Source organism: Enterococcus haemoperoxidus ATCC BAA-382 (assembly GCF_000407165.1).
Classification (GTDB): Bacteria; Bacillota; Bacilli; order Lactobacillales; family Enterococcaceae; genus Enterococcus_L; species Enterococcus_L haemoperoxidus.
In genome coordinates this window covers 1,504,928-1,522,581 of sequence record NZ_KE136479.1, presented here as the reverse complement: position 1 = coordinate 1,522,581, position 17,654 = coordinate 1,504,928, and the positions used below count along the sequence as shown (strand labels likewise).

Annotated in this window: 17 protein-coding genes and 1 other annotated feature; of the genes, 16 read left to right on the top strand and 1 reads right to left on the bottom strand. The window is 35.2% G+C overall.

Going from position 1 to position 17,654, the window contains the following annotated elements; all coding sequences use genetic code 11:
• Position 1 precedes the first annotated feature (1 nt).
• Together thrC and thrB are read left to right on the top strand one after the other, a co-directional pair.
• Entirely contained in the window at positions 2-1,060 is a 1,059-nt protein-coding gene (gene thrC, locus I583_RS07070; protein ID WP_010761190.1) for a threonine synthase, read from the top strand.
• Positions 1,057-1,920 (top strand): homoserine kinase, encoded by an 864-nt coding sequence (gene thrB, locus I583_RS07065; protein WP_010761191.1) that lies wholly within the window; start codon positions 1,057-1,059, stop codon positions 1,918-1,920. Before thrC ends, thrB begins: the two co-directional genes overlap by 4 nt.
• Before the next feature lie 53 nt (positions 1,921-1,973).
• Here thrB and I583_RS07060 read toward each other — a convergent pair whose 3' ends face one another.
• Positions 1,974-2,831 carry a pyruvate, water dikinase regulatory protein gene (locus I583_RS07060; protein ID WP_010761192.1) on the bottom strand — a complete coding sequence of 286 codons (858 nt, stop codon included), beginning with the start codon at positions 2,829-2,831 and terminating at the stop codon, positions 1,974-1,976.
• A gap of 100 nt (positions 2,832-2,931) precedes the next feature.
• Between I583_RS07060 and I583_RS07055 the strand changes: the two genes are divergently transcribed.
• The 14 genes from I583_RS07055 to I583_RS06990 all read left to right on the top strand — a co-directional run bounded on the left by I583_RS07055 (position 2,932) and on the right by I583_RS06990 (position 17,650).
• Positions 2,932-3,357 carry a Fur family transcriptional regulator gene (locus I583_RS07055; RefSeq protein ID WP_010761193.1) on the top strand — a complete coding sequence of 142 codons (426 nt, stop codon included), beginning with the start codon at positions 2,932-2,934 and terminating at the stop codon, positions 3,355-3,357.
• Positions 3,358-3,565: 208 nt separating this feature from the next.
• Entirely contained in the window at positions 3,566-3,742 is a 177-nt protein-coding gene (gene rpsU / locus I583_RS07050) for a 30S ribosomal protein S21 (protein ID WP_002356740.1), read from the top strand.
• Between the two features lie 25 nt (positions 3,743-3,767).
• Positions 3,768-4,217 (top strand): GatB/YqeY domain-containing protein, encoded by a 450-nt coding sequence (locus tag I583_RS07045; RefSeq protein WP_010761194.1) that lies wholly within the window; start codon positions 3,768-3,770, stop codon positions 4,215-4,217.
• A 166-nt stretch (positions 4,218-4,383) separates the two neighbouring features.
• Positions 4,384-6,891 (top strand): hypothetical protein, encoded by a 2,508-nt coding sequence (locus I583_RS07040; RefSeq protein ID WP_010761195.1) that lies wholly within the window; start codon positions 4,384-4,386, stop codon positions 6,889-6,891.
• Positions 6,892-7,116: 225 nt separating this feature from the next.
• A complete protein-coding gene (locus I583_RS07035) occupies positions 7,117-8,085 on the top strand; it encodes a PhoH family protein (RefSeq protein ID WP_010761196.1) in 969 nt (322 codons plus the stop codon).
• Positions 8,086-8,118: 33 nt separating this feature from the next.
• Positions 8,119-10,317 (top strand): HD family phosphohydrolase, encoded by a 2,199-nt coding sequence (locus I583_RS07030; protein ID WP_010761197.1) that lies wholly within the window; start codon positions 8,119-8,121, stop codon positions 10,315-10,317.
• Positions 10,317-10,793: an rRNA maturation RNase YbeY gene (gene ybeY / locus I583_RS07025; protein WP_010761198.1), complete on the top strand. Its 477-nt coding sequence runs from the start codon at positions 10,317-10,319 to the stop codon at positions 10,791-10,793. Before I583_RS07030 ends, ybeY begins: the two co-directional genes overlap by 1 nt.
• Complete coding sequence (locus I583_RS07020) at positions 10,777-11,178, top strand: diacylglycerol kinase family protein (RefSeq protein WP_174270346.1); 402 nt, start codon at positions 10,777-10,779, stop codon at positions 11,176-11,178. The genes ybeY and I583_RS07020 overlap by 17 nt, the downstream gene beginning before the upstream one ends.
• A 12-nt stretch (positions 11,179-11,190) precedes the next feature.
• Positions 11,191-12,093 carry a GTPase Era gene (gene era, locus I583_RS07015; RefSeq protein WP_010761200.1) on the top strand — a complete coding sequence of 301 codons (903 nt, stop codon included), beginning with the start codon at positions 11,191-11,193 and terminating at the stop codon, positions 12,091-12,093.
• Positions 12,094-12,186: 93 nt separating this feature from the next.
• Positions 12,187-12,996, top strand: a complete 810-nt coding sequence (recO, locus tag I583_RS07010) for a DNA repair protein RecO (protein ID WP_010761201.1) — start codon at positions 12,187-12,189, stop codon at positions 12,994-12,996.
• Positions 12,977-13,693: an AAA family ATPase gene (locus tag I583_RS07005; RefSeq protein WP_010761202.1), complete on the top strand. Its 717-nt coding sequence runs from the start codon at positions 12,977-12,979 to the stop codon at positions 13,691-13,693. Before recO ends, I583_RS07005 begins: the two co-directional genes overlap by 20 nt.
• Positions 13,694-13,743: 50 nt before the next feature.
• Positions 13,744-13,911 (top strand) — a binding site (T-box leader).
• A gap of 161 nt (positions 13,912-14,072) precedes the next feature.
• Positions 14,073-14,981 (top strand): glycine--tRNA ligase subunit alpha, encoded by a 909-nt coding sequence (glyQ, locus tag I583_RS07000; protein ID WP_010761203.1) that lies wholly within the window; start codon positions 14,073-14,075, stop codon positions 14,979-14,981.
• A 1-nt stretch (position 14,982) separates the two neighbouring features.
• Positions 14,983-17,064: a glycine--tRNA ligase subunit beta gene (glyS, locus tag I583_RS06995; RefSeq protein ID WP_010761204.1), complete on the top strand. Its 2,082-nt coding sequence runs from the start codon at positions 14,983-14,985 to the stop codon at positions 17,062-17,064.
• 181 nt (positions 17,065-17,245) lie between these two features.
• Positions 17,246-17,650: a DUF2177 family protein gene (locus I583_RS06990; RefSeq protein ID WP_010761205.1), complete on the top strand. Its 405-nt coding sequence runs from the start codon at positions 17,246-17,248 to the stop codon at positions 17,648-17,650.
• The last annotated feature ends 4 nt before the right edge of the window (positions 17,651-17,654 follow it).

Genomic DNA, 17,654 nt, shown 5'->3' with positions numbered 1-17,654 from the left:
AATGTACGAAGGATTACTAAAACAATACAAAGACTATTTACCAATCACAGATAAAACGCCTATGATTTCACTAGCTGAAGGAAATACTCCGTTGATTCCATTGCATCGTTTATCAAAAGAGCTAGGAATCAATTTATATGGGAAATATGAAGGATTGAATCCAACTGGTTCATTTAAAGATCGAGGAATGGTCATGGCTGTTGCTAAGGCTGTTGAAGAAGGAGCCAAAGCAATCGTTTGTGCCTCAACTGGGAATACGAGTGCGGCTGCAGCTGCTTATGCTACAAGAGCTGGTGTTAAAGCGTATGTTGTTATTCCAGACGGGAAAATAGCAATGGGCAAACTAGCTCAAGCAATCATTTATGGAGCAGATATCATTTCGATTCCGGGAAATTTTGATGAGGCACTAAAAGCCGTACGTGATATTGCTAAAACAGAAGCTGTAGCTTTAGTAAATTCTGTAAATCCTTATCGTTTAGAAGGCCAAAAGACAGCTGCTTTTGAAGTCTGTGAACAATTAGGTCAAGCACCTGATGTCTTAGCAATTCCAGTGGGTAACGCTGGGAACATTTCAGCTTATTGGAAAGGCTTTAAAGAATGGCATGACAAAAAAGGCACAGATTTACCAAGAATGCATGGTTTTGAAGCAGAAGGTGCGGCTGCAATCGTCAAAGGAGAAGTGATTGAACAACCTGAAACCATTGCAACAGCGATTCGTATCGGTAACCCTGCAAGTTGGAAATTAGCAGAAGCTGCACGTGATGAATCAAAAGGACATATCGATTCTGTGACTGATGAAGAAATTCTGAATGCTTATCGTAAAGTTGCTGCACAAGATGGTGTATTTGTTGAACCAGGATCGGCTGCTTCTCTAGCTGGTGTGATCCAACATGTGAAAAGTGGGAAAATCAAACCAGGTGAGACGGTAGTAGCTGTTTTCACTGGGAATGGCCTTAAAGATCCTGATACAGCAATCAACGCAACAGATGTAGAAATATCTAAAATGAGTGATTTAGAAGAAATGCGCATGCATTTACGTAATGGAGTGTCAGAACTATGAAAATAAGAATTCCCGCAACCAGTGCAAATCTAGGTCCGGGGTTTGACTCCTGTGGTATTGCCTTATCACACTATCTGAATATTGAAGTCTTGGAAAATGCTCAAGATTGGAAAATTATGCATTCGCTAGGTTCTGATATCCCAAACGATGCAACGAATTTATTGATTCAAACAGCATTAAAAGTTGCGCCGAACCTTTCACCAAAAGTGTTGAAAATGACCTCAGATATCCCTTTAGCTAGAGGGTTAGGTAGTAGTTCTAGTGTGATCGTGGGTGGGATTGAGCTTGCCAATCGTTTAGGCAATCTGAATCTATCTCAAAAAGAAAAAGTGCAGATAGCAACAGAGATGGAAGGGCATCCGGATAACGTTGCTCCTGCTATCTGTGGAGATTTTGTCGTTGCAAGTTATGTTGATGGAGAAGTTCACTCAGTGAAACACCATTTTCCAATGTGTGATGTCATTGCTTACATCCCAGAAGCGCATTTGTTAACCTCTGAAAGCCGCAGTGTACTTCCGACTTTCATTCCTTATAAAGAAGCAGTACAAGCGAGTTCGATTGCGAATGTAATGATTGCGGCAATTTTGAATGGTAATTTACCATTAGCAGGATTAATGATGGAAAAAGATCGGTGGCATGAAGCTTATCGTAAAAAATTAGTTCCTCATTTGGATCAAATCAGATCTCTTAGTCATAAAGTTGGAGCTTACGGCGCATTTTTAAGTGGAGCAGGTCCAACAGTTTTGATTTTATCTCCTGAGGAAAAAACGAATCAAATGGTTCATGAATTAGAAAAGTTACCTCTTTCAGCTGCTATCAATGTGTTATCAATAGACCAAGAAGGAATACAAGTGTTTTAAAAAAATGAAGAGTAGTGTGGAATATAAACCTCACGACTCTTCGTTTTTTTTGTTTAAGCTTCTGGACTTTCGGTTGCATAATAACTATGGTCTTCCAAATTCAAAGCATTTAAAATCATTGAAGCCGTTTCTTCTATAGATAAGGACGCGACATTGATAACCACACAGCCTAGTTTTTCATATAAGTCATTTGCAAAGCTTAACTCTTTTCTGATTTTTTCAATATCCGAATAGGAAGTATCAGCAGGCAATCCATAAGTTCTCATCCGTTCTTTACGAATACCATTTAAGATGTCTGGATCATTTGTTAATCCCACAATTTTTTTAGGGTTTGTTTCCCATAATTGTTTTGGTAAATGAGCCTCAGGAATCAGCGGCAAGTTTGCTACTTTCAAATTTTTATTTGCTAAAAATAAACTAAGTGGAGTTTTTGAGGTTCTAGAAACGCCTAATAACAACACATCTGCTTCCAAAAAACCTCTAGGATCTTTGCCATCATCATATTTTACGGCAAATTCCATGGCTTCGATTCGTTTAAAATAATTTTCATTCAAATGATGCAAAGCTCCAGGTTCTCTGGTAGGTGCAATGCCAGTAAGGCGTTCGATTTCTGCCACAGGTGGTGTTAATATATCGAAGTGATATAAATTGTGTTCTTCAAAAAAATCATTGGCAATTTTTACGAGGTGGTCGTTAACTATCGTATGTAGAACCATGGCGTTCTCACGTTTTGCATCTTCCAATGCTTTTCTTAGCTTGTCTTCTTCTTTTGCGAAAGTTCTCCTGAATAGTGAAAAATCAACAGTGGGATACTGAGCCATAGAAGCTGCTGCTAATTTCGAAGCAGTTTCACCTGCTGAATCAGAAATAACAAAGATTGTCACGCATTTTTTTTGTTCATTTGTTGTCATAGTATGATTCCTCTCTTGCTTTTTTTATAAATTTATTATACCATACCTTCATGAATCTTATTCGTAATGATTCTGATTTAAAACGGGAGGTCAGCAAAAAATGCAATCAAATTCTAAAGTAGAGCAGTCGCTTGCAGTGATGAAAGAGCATGGCTTGAAATATACAAAAAAAAGAGAAGCAATGATCACATATCTAATTAGAAGAAATCGCTATATTTCAGCTAAAGAAGTTTATGAATTTATGAACGAAGAATATAAGGGAGTCAGCTACGATACTATCTATCGGAACTTACATGATTTTGAAACATTTAATTTGCTAGAAACAACTGACTTGAACGGAGAAAAGAAGTTTCGTTTTCATTGTTGTCAAGAAGTAGGACATCACCATCATTTTATTTGTACAGTTTGTGGAAAGACAAAAGAAATTCATATGTGCCCGATGGACTTTTTTAAAGAACAATTAAGTGGATGTGAAATAGAAGGCCATCGATTTGAGATTTTTGGTCGCTGTGAAGAGTGTCTCTGATCATTTTTTTCTGAAAAAGATCTGAATATTTCATATGTGTGTAAAACTTTACTCATTTTGGCACTTTTTTATGTATTTTTTCAATACAAAGGTTGACGTTAAAATAACGATTCGATATAATGTAAAAAGAACGGTATTTTATTTTTGTGCAAACAATTCATAAATATAAAAAACGGTTACTTTTTAAGCTCGGAGGGAGGGAATTAACATGTCAAAAACTGTCGTTCGTAAAAACGAATCTCTTGACGATGCTCTTCGTCGCTTCAAACGTTCCGTTTCAAAAGCGGGTACTTTACAAGAATCTCGTAAACGTGAATTCTACGAAAAACCAAGTGTAAAGCGTAAGAAAAAATCTGAAGCAGCTAGAAAACGTAAAAAATTCTAGTTTTCGATGAATTGGAGTTGGTTGTATGTCATTACTAACAACATTGAATGACGATATCAAAACAGCTATGAAGTCAAAAGATAAAGATACGTTATCTGTACTTCGTATGCTGAAAGCAGCCATTCAAAATGAGCAGATTAAAACTAGCCGTGATTTGGACGGAGAAGAAGAGTTAACAGTTTTGTCTCGTGAGATGAAACAACGCAGAGACTCTTTATCAGAGTTTGAAAAAGCGGGACGTGACGATCTTGCTGACAAAGTGAAAATCGAAATCACAATTGTTGAAAAATATATGCCAAAGCAACTTTCAGAAGAAGAGATTCGTCAGGTAGTTCAAATGGCAATTAATCAGACTGGTGCGACTTCGCCAAAAGAATTTGGTAAAGTTATGAGTGCTGTGATGCCTGAAGTCAAAGGCAAAGCAGACGGAAATCAAGTCAATGCAATTGTAAAAGAGTTATTACAAGACAGATAATAAAAAAAACAGCAGATAAAATCTGCTGTTTTTTTTATTATCTGAGTAGGTTTCTAATTCGGCTTTTCGAAATATTTTTTAAATTAAAGTGAAATAAATATGGTATAATAATGAAAAACATGTTACAATTATTTCGTTAAATTTTTATTTAAATTTGGAGGAAGAAATGAAAAGCAAAAGAAAAATGTTTGTCAAAATTATCGTGTCGAGTATATTTTTATTAATGTTGACTATGGTTTTAAATGCGAAAATGACAAGAATAGTAGCGCAGAAAGAACCTGAAAATAAGGAAACATCTATTGTAAAAAGTAATAATATTCAATACATAACCGATGATAAACAACAAAAAGAACAAAACATAGGAAATAGGAGTACAACTGGAAATGAGATTGCAATAACTTTAACTGAAACAGATAATTATGGAAAACCACTGGCAGACGTTGGTGTTATATTGCAGAAGAAGATGAACAATGGTACATGGACAACATTTAATAATGAAAATATTCGAAAAACGGATTCGAATGGGCAAATTGTATTGCCGGAATCTCTAGTGAAATTAATTAAGGAAAAAGGTGGAAAAGAGGATAATTTAGCCTTTCGTTTTAGAGTGGTTTCTGTACCAACAGGTTATGTTGAGCCACCGGCTTATAGTGGAACAGACAAGGAAACGGCAGCTAGTAAAGGGGGAGTGTTGTATGAGCATATATCTGACGTAATGACTATTACTTCTGATACGACAACTGATTATCATGTAAGAATGTATAGTAACCTGAAGAGTAGCGAAAATTTCCTTAACAATCCGTACTTTTATTATGGAAATAATACAACTAATATTCCAGGATGGTCTATGTTCATTGGGATGTGGGGATTTCCAGGTGGAGTAACTCCAATTGGTCCAACACCTCAAATTTCTGGTACTATGCAAAAGTGGAAGGCTATACCCTTTGAGCTGAATAATAAGATTAACGAATGGGCCTATACAAATAGTATTATAGCCAGCGTATATACTGTAAATGATCCTACCAATCAAGTAGATTTAGGGGAATTAATCAGTCCTAAGTATGATGAGAATACCAAAACATTACGTTTTGATTACGATGGGACAAACGCAAACAGGAAATCAGATTTCGGTATTGTAATCGCACAAAATGTAATGATAAAACCGAATACATTATTCAGATTTGGTATGTCGTACCGTTTACCTGGAAATGGAGCTAACGCTGAACTAATTGAAGCACGTGTATATAAAGGAAAACAAATTACTGGAATTGGAGGAGTATTTCAGACTGGGACTTCAGACAATACAGAGTGGAAAGATATTTACGTTGAACGGAAAACTGGAAGCTCAGCTGAATTATTGACTCTGAGCTTGCGGATAAAGCTACCTAAAGAAAAAAAAAGTTGGGCAGAAATAAAAGCTCCCTGGGTAGAACCAGGAGCAATTGATGATAGCGGAGCAATTACTGAGAACACTGGAGAACCAAAGTCAGTGGCAGTAGAATATTATAAAGATCAGACGAATGATGGTACAGTGGACATCCCAGCTACTAGTTTAGGCCGTTCTTGGTCTGCACCGCTAAAAACTTACTCAGATGGTTATGTTTTAGATTATGCTACATTAGACGGAAAAAAAGTTACGACTAATCCAGTTAAAGGTATTTTTAAAAGTTCCGCTCAAACAGTTAAATATTATTATAGAAAAGCGAAGTATAAGTTAGTTGCTGATGATGTTACTTGGGAAAATCAGCCAGTAAATACGGTGGCACCAACAGCTAAGTTGTTTGATAACAAGGTCTATGTGTATGATGGGGATACCAAAATAGAAGCCATTGACTCAACCCAGTATGATGCGACTATTGAGGATTATGATAGTAGTGCTCCTGGATCAAAGTCTTTCAAAGTGAAGTTTAAATCAAAAACTGATCTTAATACGAAGTATCCAGGATTAGGTGATAATGATACTGTATATGGGAAACTGAATACTACATTCTTTTCAGTATTAAGTGCGACTGCTATTGATCAAACAAATTATATAGGGGATAATCAGCCAAGTGTTGCAAAGATAAAAAAATGGGTGAAAAATGTCCAGATTGACGGGAAGAGTATAGAAGAGGATTATACTGTTGAATTGTTAGACACTTGGGATAGTGCTAAAGTCGAGGAGAAGAGCTATAAAATTAAAGTGACTAGTGGAAGTGTATCTGAAACAATTTCAGTAAAAGTAAATTATATACCTAGTGGGAATTTGTCAGTTACTGTCCCTAAACTGTTAGAATTTGATAATGTACCTATACAATCAAAGAAAACACAAATAATTCCTAGAAAAAACAATCAATGGGATATAACAGTCGACGATCAAAGAAATAATACTGTGCGAGCAGACTGGCAACTTTCGATGCGGATTAAAGACGATTTTTCTTTAGAACAAGATGGTCAAAAACACATATTAAAAGGTATTCTAATTTTTAAAGATACAACCACAAGTGAGCCTGTTTTTATAAACGGAGAAAACTATCCTATTTTAAAAAGTTCTACAGATTTACCTAATGAAACAACAAAGAGTTGGTCAAAGGATACAGGTATGCTATTAGAATTAGATCAATCGAAATCAGCTGTTGCCAGAAATGGTGATTATCAAGCGACACTAGAATTTACTTTGGAAGATGCTCCATAAGAAGAATTAAGTGAATGATTACTAATCAGAATTACATGAAGAGTAGAGAGCTGCTTAAAACGTTTCTAGTTTTAAGCAGCTTTTTTGAGTTGGAATAAACAATAATGATGCAATCATATCAAAAGAATCATTTCTAAGGTTTTTAATCTTAACCTACTTCTTTTTTATAAATAAATATTATGGTATGATTGTAGAGAATGAAAAAATAAAGGAGATGGGTATTTTTTGACAGAAAATCAGTCAATATCTTTGGAATTAAAGTTAAATGATTCTGATGATGTGAGTATGCTTTTAGGAACCCATGATAAACATATAAAGTATTTAGAAGAAAATACAGCTGTGACAATCAACACACGTGGAGAAATGATTCAATTACTAGGAGAAGAAGCCGAAGTGCAATTGGTTGCTTCTGTTATCAAAACTTTGCAAGTTTTGATTCAACGTGGAATCAAAGTCAGTACGCCAGATGTTGTTTCAGCTTTAAAAATGGCGAAAAACGGAGAATTAGATAAGTTTGTTACAATGTATGAAGAAGAAATTTTAAAAGACCACCATGGCAGAGCAATAAGAGTCAAGAATATTGGACAAAAAAAATACATTGATGCGATTAGAAAACGTGATATTATTTTTGGCGTCGGCCCTGCTGGAACAGGTAAAACGTTTTTAGCAGTTGTCATGGCTGTATCAGCATTAAAAAAAGGTGAAGTCCAAAAAATTATTTTAACGCGCCCTGCCGTTGAAGCGGGTGAAAGTTTGGGTTTTTTACCAGGTGATTTAAAAGAAAAAGTTGATCCATATCTCCGCCCAGTATACGATGCGTTATACCAAGTTTTTGGTATGGACCACACAAATCGCTTAATGGAGAGAGGTGTAATCGAAATTGCACCGTTAGCTTATATGAGAGGTCGGACATTAGATGATGCTTTTGTTATTTTAGATGAAGCACAAAATACGACCGTTGCTCAAATGAAAATGTTTTTAACAAGACTTGGTTTTAACTCTCGTATGATCGTCAATGGCGATACAAGCCAAATCGATTTGCCTAAAGGCGTCGCTAGTGGTTTGATTCATGCCGAAAGAACCTTAAAGTCGATCGATAAAATTTCATTTGTTCATTTTGATGCTGGAGATGTTGTTAGACATCCAGTTGTTGCTCAAATCATTAGAGCATATGAAAAAGAGAGTCAAAAATAGTTTTAAACCTGCGGAAAGGAGTGAAAAATTCCGTTGAAATACTCGTTATTAAAATTACGTGATAAACTTGGAAAAGCTTATATACCAATACTTTTACTTATTTTTTCATGCTTTTTATTTATCATTATGTTCGGTAGTGTCCATCAGAAAAAAGTAGAAATAAAAGAAGGTCAACTAGCTGAAAATACAATTCGTGCGAATAAAAATGTTGAAAATACGTATGAAACAGCACAAAAGAAAAAATTAGCTGCTGAAGCAGTTACTCCTGAATATATTTATCAGGAAGAAACAGCAGATATTCAGCATAAGCGAATTGAAAAATTATTTAAACTGATCATTACAGCAAACGAAAAAACAGAAAAAGAGTATGAAGAGAGAAAAGCGAAGGCTAAAAAAGATGAAACGATTCCCAAACCAACAATCGAAGAAAGAGTAGCCAACTTAAAAGCGCAATTCGAATCATTAGATCAAGATGAAGTCGCTTTTTACCAAAAATTTCCTACTGTATTTTATCAAAATATATTTTCATTAGATGCTAATCAGATTCAACAAGTAAAAACTGAAAGTTTAAAAATCGTAGATGAAAAGATGAAAGATCATGTACGTGAAGCTGATTTGGATAGCATACGACAAAATGCAATTGAGAAGATTCAATTTCTTGATGTTACCAGTACAATGCAACAAGAAATTCGTTATATTGTAAATGAAGGTATTGTAGCGAATGATTTTGCTAATGATAAAAAGACTAAAGAAATGCGTCAAAATGCAATGGATGCAGTTCCTCCAGCTATGATTTATCAGGGGGAAATTATTGTTCGTGAAGGGACTCAAATCGATAGTAAAGCGATGGAAAAGCTTGAACTGTTAGGGTTGACTAATCAAAGTACTTCGTTATTCCCAATGGCAGCACTAGCTTTAGCGATTGTCTTGCAGGTTTTTGTTTTATTATTTTTTACTAAACAAGTGACAGAGGAAGGCAAACGTAGACATTTTATCTTATTTTATGTAGGCGCAATGTCTTTAAGCGTTCTCTTGATGAAATTTTTCCAGATTTTCCAAACAGAACAAATGATGTATATCTCATTGTTTTTCCCAGCAGCGTTTACTCCTCTTGTATTAAATTATTTTGTAAGTCGAAGAGCCGGTGTTTTGGCAGCTGTTTTCCAAGTGATTTTTTCACTTTTTGTATTTTATAATTCTATAGGAACAAACTCATTGACGATTATCATAGTGAGTTATATGTTTTCTGGACTGTTGGCAACTGTAGTCAAAAGGACACGCATTGGCGAACAAGGATTAGTTGCAGTATTTTGGGTCATTATTTTTCCTGTTTGTGTGGACTTTATTTTAATGGTCTATCAAGGTATGAGCTTTTTTGATGGTAAATCGTGGACGATGATGATTTGTGCTTTAGCTGGAACTGTATTGTCTTTTCTTGCGACAATGGGCCTTCATCCATATATTGAATTACTTGTAACAGATGACAGTGTGATTGTTTTAAATGAATTAAGTAATCCAAATCATCCGTTATTGAAGCAATTACTTGAAGAAGCACCTGGGACTTACCATCACAGTATGATGGTCGCTAGTTTAAGTGCGAATGCGGTTGCTGAAATTGGCGGACGTTCATTATTGACGCGAGTTGCTTGTTATTATCATGATATTGGAAAAATCAAGCATGCGAACTTCTTTGTAGAAAACTTACCAGCTGGTGCAGAAAATCCACATAATTTCTTGTTACCAGAAGATAGTAAACAAATTATTTTCGGTCATGTTATTGATGGTGCAAAAATTTTAGAAGACTATCATATGCCTGAAATGGTGATTGATATTTGTCATCAACATCATGGAACGACTCTAATGAAGTTTTTCTATATTAAAGCGAAAGAACGAAATCCAGATATTTCTGAAGCAGATTTCCGTTATCCGGGTCCTAAACCTCAAACCAGAGAAGCAGGGATCGTTAGTATTGCGGATACTTGTGAAGCTGCTGTTCGGGCAATGGATCATCCGACAAATGATAAAATTCAAGCGTTTGTTCATAATGTTATTCAAGATCGGATTTCAGATGGACAGTTGGATGATTGTGGTTTAACAATGAAAGAAATTCGGATTGTTGAAAAATCTCTGGTAAATGGTTTATGTAGTACTTTCCATTCAAGGATCAAGTATCCAAAAATGAAATCAGAAGCAGAAGAAATGAAAGAAGAACAAGAAAAGAGAGATGACTAATGGATATTTCATTCATTGATGAAACAATGAATCTATCAAAAGAAAATCTAGAAGAAGTAGAAAATCTGTTGCAGTTTGCAGCTGATTTTCTGAAAATATCTGAAGATACTGAAATGTCCGTGTCATTTATGGATAATTCAGGTATTCAGGTAATAAATAGAGATTATCGTGGGAAAGATGTTCCCACAGATGTTATTAGTTTTGCATTGGAAGAAGAAGGTGAAGATGAACTGCCTATTATTTTTGAAGATGCAGCAGAAGCTTTTCCAAGAAATCTTGGTGATATTATGATATCAACCGAACGAGCAGCGGAACAAGCTGCAGAATATGGTCATTCTTTTGAACGTGAATTAGGCTTTTTGGCGGTACATGGTTTTTTACATTTAAATGGGTATGATCATATGGAAGCTGATGATGAGAAAGAAATGTTTGGTTTACAGAAAGAGATTTTAGATGCCTATGGACTCAAAAGATAAGCGGACAGAGAAAAATAAACATTTTATAGCTTCTTTAGAGTTCGCTCTTCAAGGGATTAAAACAGTATTTAAGGAAGAGCGAAACATGCGAACGCATCTTTTGATGGGCGTTGCAGCAATTATTGCTGGTTTCGTTTTTCAGTTAGCTATCTCAGAATGGTTGTGGTTGTTACTCGCGATTTTTCTTGTTTTAGTGATGGAAATTATTAATACAGCGTTTGAAAATGTGGTTGATATGGTAACCGATTTCCATTTTCATCCAATTGGTAAAAAAATCAAAGACATGGCCGCAGGCGCAGTTCTTTTAACAGCAGGATTTGCTGTGGTTATTGCAGTGCTGTTGTTTGTTCCAAAAATATGGCAGATACTACAAGATATTTTATAGAGGAGAGAAACAATGACTGAAGCACATAAATCCGGATTTGTAGCAATTGTAGGCAGACCTAATGTTGGTAAATCTACTTTATTGAACCGAATTGTCGGACAAAAAATAGCGATTATGAGTGATAAAGCTCAAACAACTAGAAATAAGATACAAGGAATTTATACAGTTCCGGAAGCGCAAATTGTTTTTATTGATACACCAGGTATTCACAAACCAAAACATCGCTTAGGTGATTTCATGGTTGAAACAGCTTATAGTGCTTTACGTGAAGTTGATGCAACGTTATTTATGATTAGCGCGGATCAAAAAAGAGGTAAAGGGGATGATTTCATCATTGAGCGCCTCAAGACAATGACTAGCCCCGTTTATCTTGTGATTAACAAAATCGATACGGTTCATCCGGATCAACTTTTGGGAATCATTGAAGATTATTCGAACCAAATGGAATTTGCAGAAGTTGTACCGATTTCAGCAACAGAAGGAAATAATGTGGATCGTTTGATGGATGTTTTAGTAGATCAAATGCCAGAAGGCCCACAGTATTTTCCAGATGACCAAGTAACAGATCACCCTGAATATTTTATTGTTTCTGAATTAGTTCGTGAAAAAGTATTATTGCTTACAAGAGATGAAATTCCTCATTCAGTAGCAGTTGTAGTTGATTCGATGAAACGCGATGAGAATGATAAAGTACGTATTCAAGCAACGATTATCGTTGAACGTGATAGCCAAAAAGGAATCATTATTGGTAAAGGCGGAAAAATGCTTAAACAGATCGGAACAAAAGCCAGACAAGATATTGAACATTTACTAGATGACAAAGTTTACTTAGAACTTTGGGTAAAAGTGCAAAAAGACTGGCGTGATAAAAAAGTTCATTTACAAGATTTCGGGTATCGCAAAGACGATTATTAATGAGAAATGAAAGAACAATTCTGTATTATTACAGGATTGTTCTTTTACTTGTATCTCTGCTAAAATAGACTAGAATACAAAGGAGGCGAAAGTATGGCTTTAGGAGAAACAAAAGGAATTATTTTATTTACCAAAGATTACAAAGAAAAAGATAAGTTAGTCAAAATTTTTACAGAATCCTTTGGTAAGTTGATGTTTTTCGTAAAAGGAGCACATCGCAAAAATAATCCAATTGGTCCTGCTATTTTGCCTTTTACAGAAGCTATATATATTGGTGATTTTAGAGAAGAAGGGTTATCTTTTTTAAATGGAAGTAAAGATGTTTATCCACTTCGAGTTATTCAGGAAGATATTTTTGTGAATGCATATGCAACTTATATTTTGAATTTAGTTGATGCAGCCATTGAAGATCGGACGTACGATCCTAATCTGTATCACTTTGTACAACAAGCTTTGAAATTATTGAATGAAAATAAGGATGCTGAAATTATTACTAATATATTTGAAATTCAACTACTAAGTCGATTCGGTATCACTCCAGAGTGGAAGCATTGTAGTGTTTGTCAAGAAACTCGTGGAAAATTTGATTATTCATCAAAATATAGTGGCGTTTTATGTGAACGTCATTGGCATCTTGATGATCATCGATATCATGCAGATCCTAGAGCAATTCATTTTATTCGACTTTTCTCAACAGTTTCTTATGATAAAGTCCAGGATATCAATGTTAAATCAGAGACAAAAACAGCTATTAGAAAAACTATTGACGAACTGTACGATGAATATGTTGGAATTAATTTAAAGAGTAAGAAGTTTATCGATCAAATGAAAAGTTGGGAAGACACATTGAAGTTGCCTAAGCGGGAAAAAAAGGATGAAGAGGATGACAAAACTGTATCTTAAAGGATTGAAATACGATAAAGTAACAACTTTAACCCGATTTCCGTTCAATTTACCAATTCTAAATGATTTGAATCAACTTATTTTCGATAAGCCAGTTACATTTTTGATAGGGGAAAATGGTTCTGGGAAATCAACGATAATAGAGACCATAGCTGGCTTAATGGATTTGAATCTTGAAGGTGGTTCAAAAAATAATTGTTTTGTTTCTTACGAAGAGCAATCTTTGCTAGTAGAAGCAAGCCGACCAATAAAGTATCCAAATTATCCAAAAGACAGTTATTTTTATCGAGCAGAATCCTATTATAATTTAATGACGGATATTGAAATGATCGACCAAGGTGAAGGTGTTTTCCAGCGCGAACTTCATACCTATTCAAGAGGAGAATCTTTTTATGAATTAGTCTCAAGCCGCTTTTTTGGAAAAGGTTTTTATCTATTAGATGAGCCAGAGACTGGATTATCTCTCAGTACACAATTACAATTGATGGTTTTGATGCAAGAGTTAATCAAAGCTGATTCACAGTTTGTTATTGCTACTCATTCGCCAGTGTTATTATTTTTCCCAAATGCTAGAATCTATGAATTCACTGATGGAAAAATCGTCAAACGCGCACTAGAAGAAACGAAAATATATCAAGAATGGTTAATGATTTTTGAAAGAAAAGAGCATTTTTTTCAAAATCTGTTTGAATCTTAAAAAATAATTTGACATCTCAGTGATCAAAGATTATCATAAAGAGTAATTAAATATATACGTTGAAAAAGAAGAGTAAGAAGAACTGCTGTTATAGCGAGTCTGGGAAAGTGTGAGCCAGATACAAGCAACTTTTGAAGGGCGCTTTTGAGTATACTAAAACGAAGCTGCCGATAGTTACTATCGGAAGTAGGGTGGAACCGCGATTATTCGTCCCTATGTCTCTAAGAGGCATAGGGACTTTTTTGTTTTTTTGCTTACAATTTTTATAAAAAATTATTGTGTAATAGGTAACGCACAGTGATGAAAATCGAGCGTTACTCGGTTGTTTTTTATTGTATCAGAAAAAAACGGATTATACATTTAAATTAGGAGGATCACAATGGAAAAGAAACTTACTGTACAAGAAATGATTTTAACCTTGCAAAAATTTTGGTCATCAAAGGGTTGTATGCTAATGCAAGCTTATGATACGGAAAAAGGAGCAGGGACAATGAGTCCTTATACATTTTTGCGAGCAATCGGACCTGAACCTTGGAATGCGGCTTATGTAGAACCTTCAAGAAGACCAGCAGATGGTCGTTATGGGGAAAATCCAAACCGTCTGTATCAACATCATCAATTTCAAGTAGTTATGAAACCATCACCAGAGAATATTCAAGAATTATATTTAGAAAGTTTAGAGTTGTTAGGAATCGATCCGTTGGCGCATGACATTCGTTTTGTTGAAGATAATTGGGAAAATCCTTCTATGGGATGCGCGGGATTAGGTTGGGAAGTCTGGCTTGATGGTATGGAAATCACTCAATTTACGTATTTCCAGCAGGTGGGCGGATTAGCTTGTCATCCTGTAACCTCTGAAATCACCTACGGACTTGAACGACTTGCTTCATACATTCAAGAAGTAGAAAGTGTATATGATTTAGAATGGACTGAAGGCGTAAAATACGGTGAAATCTTCAATCAACCAGAATATGAACATTCTAAGTATTCATTTGAAATCAGTGATCAAGAGATGCTTTTAGAAAACTTTGATAAATTTGAAAAAGAAGCAAAACGCTGTATTGATGAAAGTCTTGTACATCCAGCTTATGACTATATTTTAAAATGCAGCCATACATTTAACTTGTTGGATGCTCGTGGTGCAGTATCTGTAACAGAGCGTGCTGGATATTTAGCTCGCATTAGAAACCTAGCAAAAGCTGTAGCGAAAATATTCGTTGCAGAACGTGAAAAATTAGGATTTCCACTTTTAAATAAAGACAATCAAACTAGTAAGGAGGCTAAATAACATGGCAAAAGACCTATTACTTGAAATCGGCTTGGAAGAAATGCCAGCGCATATTGTCAGCCCAAGTCGTTTACAATTAGAAAATAAAATAGTGAAGTTTTTAGATGAAAACAAATTAACTTATGGAATAGTTCAAAGCTTTTCGACGCCTCGCCGATTAGCCATACGTGTGACAGGATTGCCAGAACAACAAGAAGATACGCAAGAAGAGGTTAAAGGACCTGCTAAAAAAATTGCTCAAGATGCCGAAGGAAATTGGAGCAAAGCTGCAGAAGGATTTGTTAGAGGTCAAGGTTTAACTACAGAGGCAATCACTTTTAAAGAATTGAACGGTGTAGAATATGTTTATGTAACGAAACATAATCAAGGACAAAAAACGATTGATGTGCTAGCAGGATTGAAAGATGTTATTACAAGTTTAACTTTTCCAGTGACAATGCACTGGGCAAATTATGATTTTGAGTATATCCGTCCAATTCATTGGATCGTAGCTTTACTAGATGATGAAGTGATTCCGTTCTCTGTTCTAGATGTAACCACTGGGAACCGCTCTCGCGGACATCGTTTCTTAGGTGACGATGTGACGTTTGATCATTCAAAAGAGTACGAAGAAAAACTGAAAGCACAGTTTGTGATCGTTGATCCTAATGAAAGAAAAAAAATGATCGTTGATCAAGCGAACCAATTAGCTGAAAAAAATAGCTGGAAGCTGGATCTTGATGAGAATTTGCTGGAAGAAGTTAATAATTTAGTTGAATACCCAACAGCTTTCGTGGGTGCTTTTGATGAAAAATACCTTTCTGTTCCAGATGAAGTATTAGTTACGTCAATGAAAGAACATCAACGCTATTTTGATGTTCGTAATGATCAAGGATTATTATTACCTCACTTTATTTCTGTTAGAAATGGGGATAATGTTCATATTGAAAATGTAATCAAGGGAAATGAAAAAGTGTTGATTGCTCGTTTAGAAGATGCTGAATTCTTCTATAATGAAGATAAAAAGTTGTCAATTGAGGAATGTGTCAATAAATTAAAAAATGTCACTTTCCATGAAAAAATTGGAACTATCTACGAAAAAATGCAACGCGTGGCTGTTATTGGACAAATCATTGGTAAAGAAGTCGGTCTATTAGAAGCAGAATTGGCTGATTTAAAACGTGCTTCTGAAATTTACAAATTTGACTTAGTGACAAATATGGTCGGTGAATTCCCAGAATTACAAGGAATCATGGGAGAAAAATACGCATTGCTTCAGGGAGAAAAACCAGCAGTAGCTCAGGCAATCCGTGAGCATTATTTACCAACATCGAGTGAAGGAGAACTTCCTGTTTCTGCAATGGGTGCTGTTTTAGCAATTGCTGATAAACTTGATAGTGTATTTTCATTCTTTGCGGTAGGGATGATCCCTAGCGGCTCTAATGATCCCTATGCGTTACGCCGTCAAACATATGGAGTAATTCGTATTGTTGAAAATAAAGGGTGGCAGTTCCCCTTAGTTCAACTTCAGATGGAAATCGATGCAGCTGTTAATGCGGATAGTCAAAAATTTGGCATCCAATTGACAACAGGTCAAGAAGAAGTCATTGAGTTTGTGAAAGCGCGCCTACGCCAATTATTGATGACAAAAGATGTACGTCATGATGTGATTGATGCTGTAATCTCATCTGAACAAAAGGACTTAGCCAAACTGTTTTCATCCGCAGCAATCCTGAAAAAACATTTACTGGATAATGATTTCAAACCTTCAATGGAAGCATTGACACGAGTGATTAACTTAGCTAAAAAAGGTCGCGAGCTATTAAAACAAGATAGTCAGGTTGATGCGACTTTATTTGAAAATAATGCAGAAAAAGCATTACACAAAGCAGTAAATGAAATTGAAGAGAAGTTTGATGAAAATACTATGTCAGAAAATTATCAAGCATTAGTCAATTTACGACCATTGATCGAACAATATTTTGAAGAAACAATGGTTATGGTAGAAGATGAAAAAGTTAAAGCAAACCGTTTGCAAGAACTTAACCGTATTGCTAAAATGTCTTTATCATTGGCTAGTTTAGATTTATTGATCGTAAAATAAGATATGAAAAAAGATGAGGAGGCTTGAACAAAACGCACTCCTCTTTTTTCCGTAAACTATTGGAATTGAAGAGTTAGAAAAATTTCCCAAGCAAAATTTTTTCATAAAACAATAGAGCGTGGTACGATAAACTTATCGATTGATAAGGTGATCGTGCCATTTTTTATTAGGAGGAATTAAAATGAATCAGTTTATAAAATTATTTAGTAGTGCAGCGGTTATATTTCTAGTTCTAGATTTTATCTGGCTACTATTAATTGCTAAAAAAATCTATCAAGATCAGTTAGGTAGTTTGTTAGGCCCCACTAAAATAATTCCAGCAGTTGTTTTTTATGTATTATATCTTATTGGTATTCTATTTTTTGTTATTTATCCAGCAATTGAAAAAGATAGTTTGATCTACGCTATTTCAGCAGGTGCTTTTCTAGGAGTGCTATGCTATGGAACATATGATTTAACAAATCTAGCTACAATTAAAGATTGGCCTTTGTTGGTTACAATGATAGATTTAGTCTGGGGAGGATTTGTTACTGCAATGACTTGTGGTGTTACTGTCTTTATAGCTCAGCATTTCAATTGGAGGTGAGTAG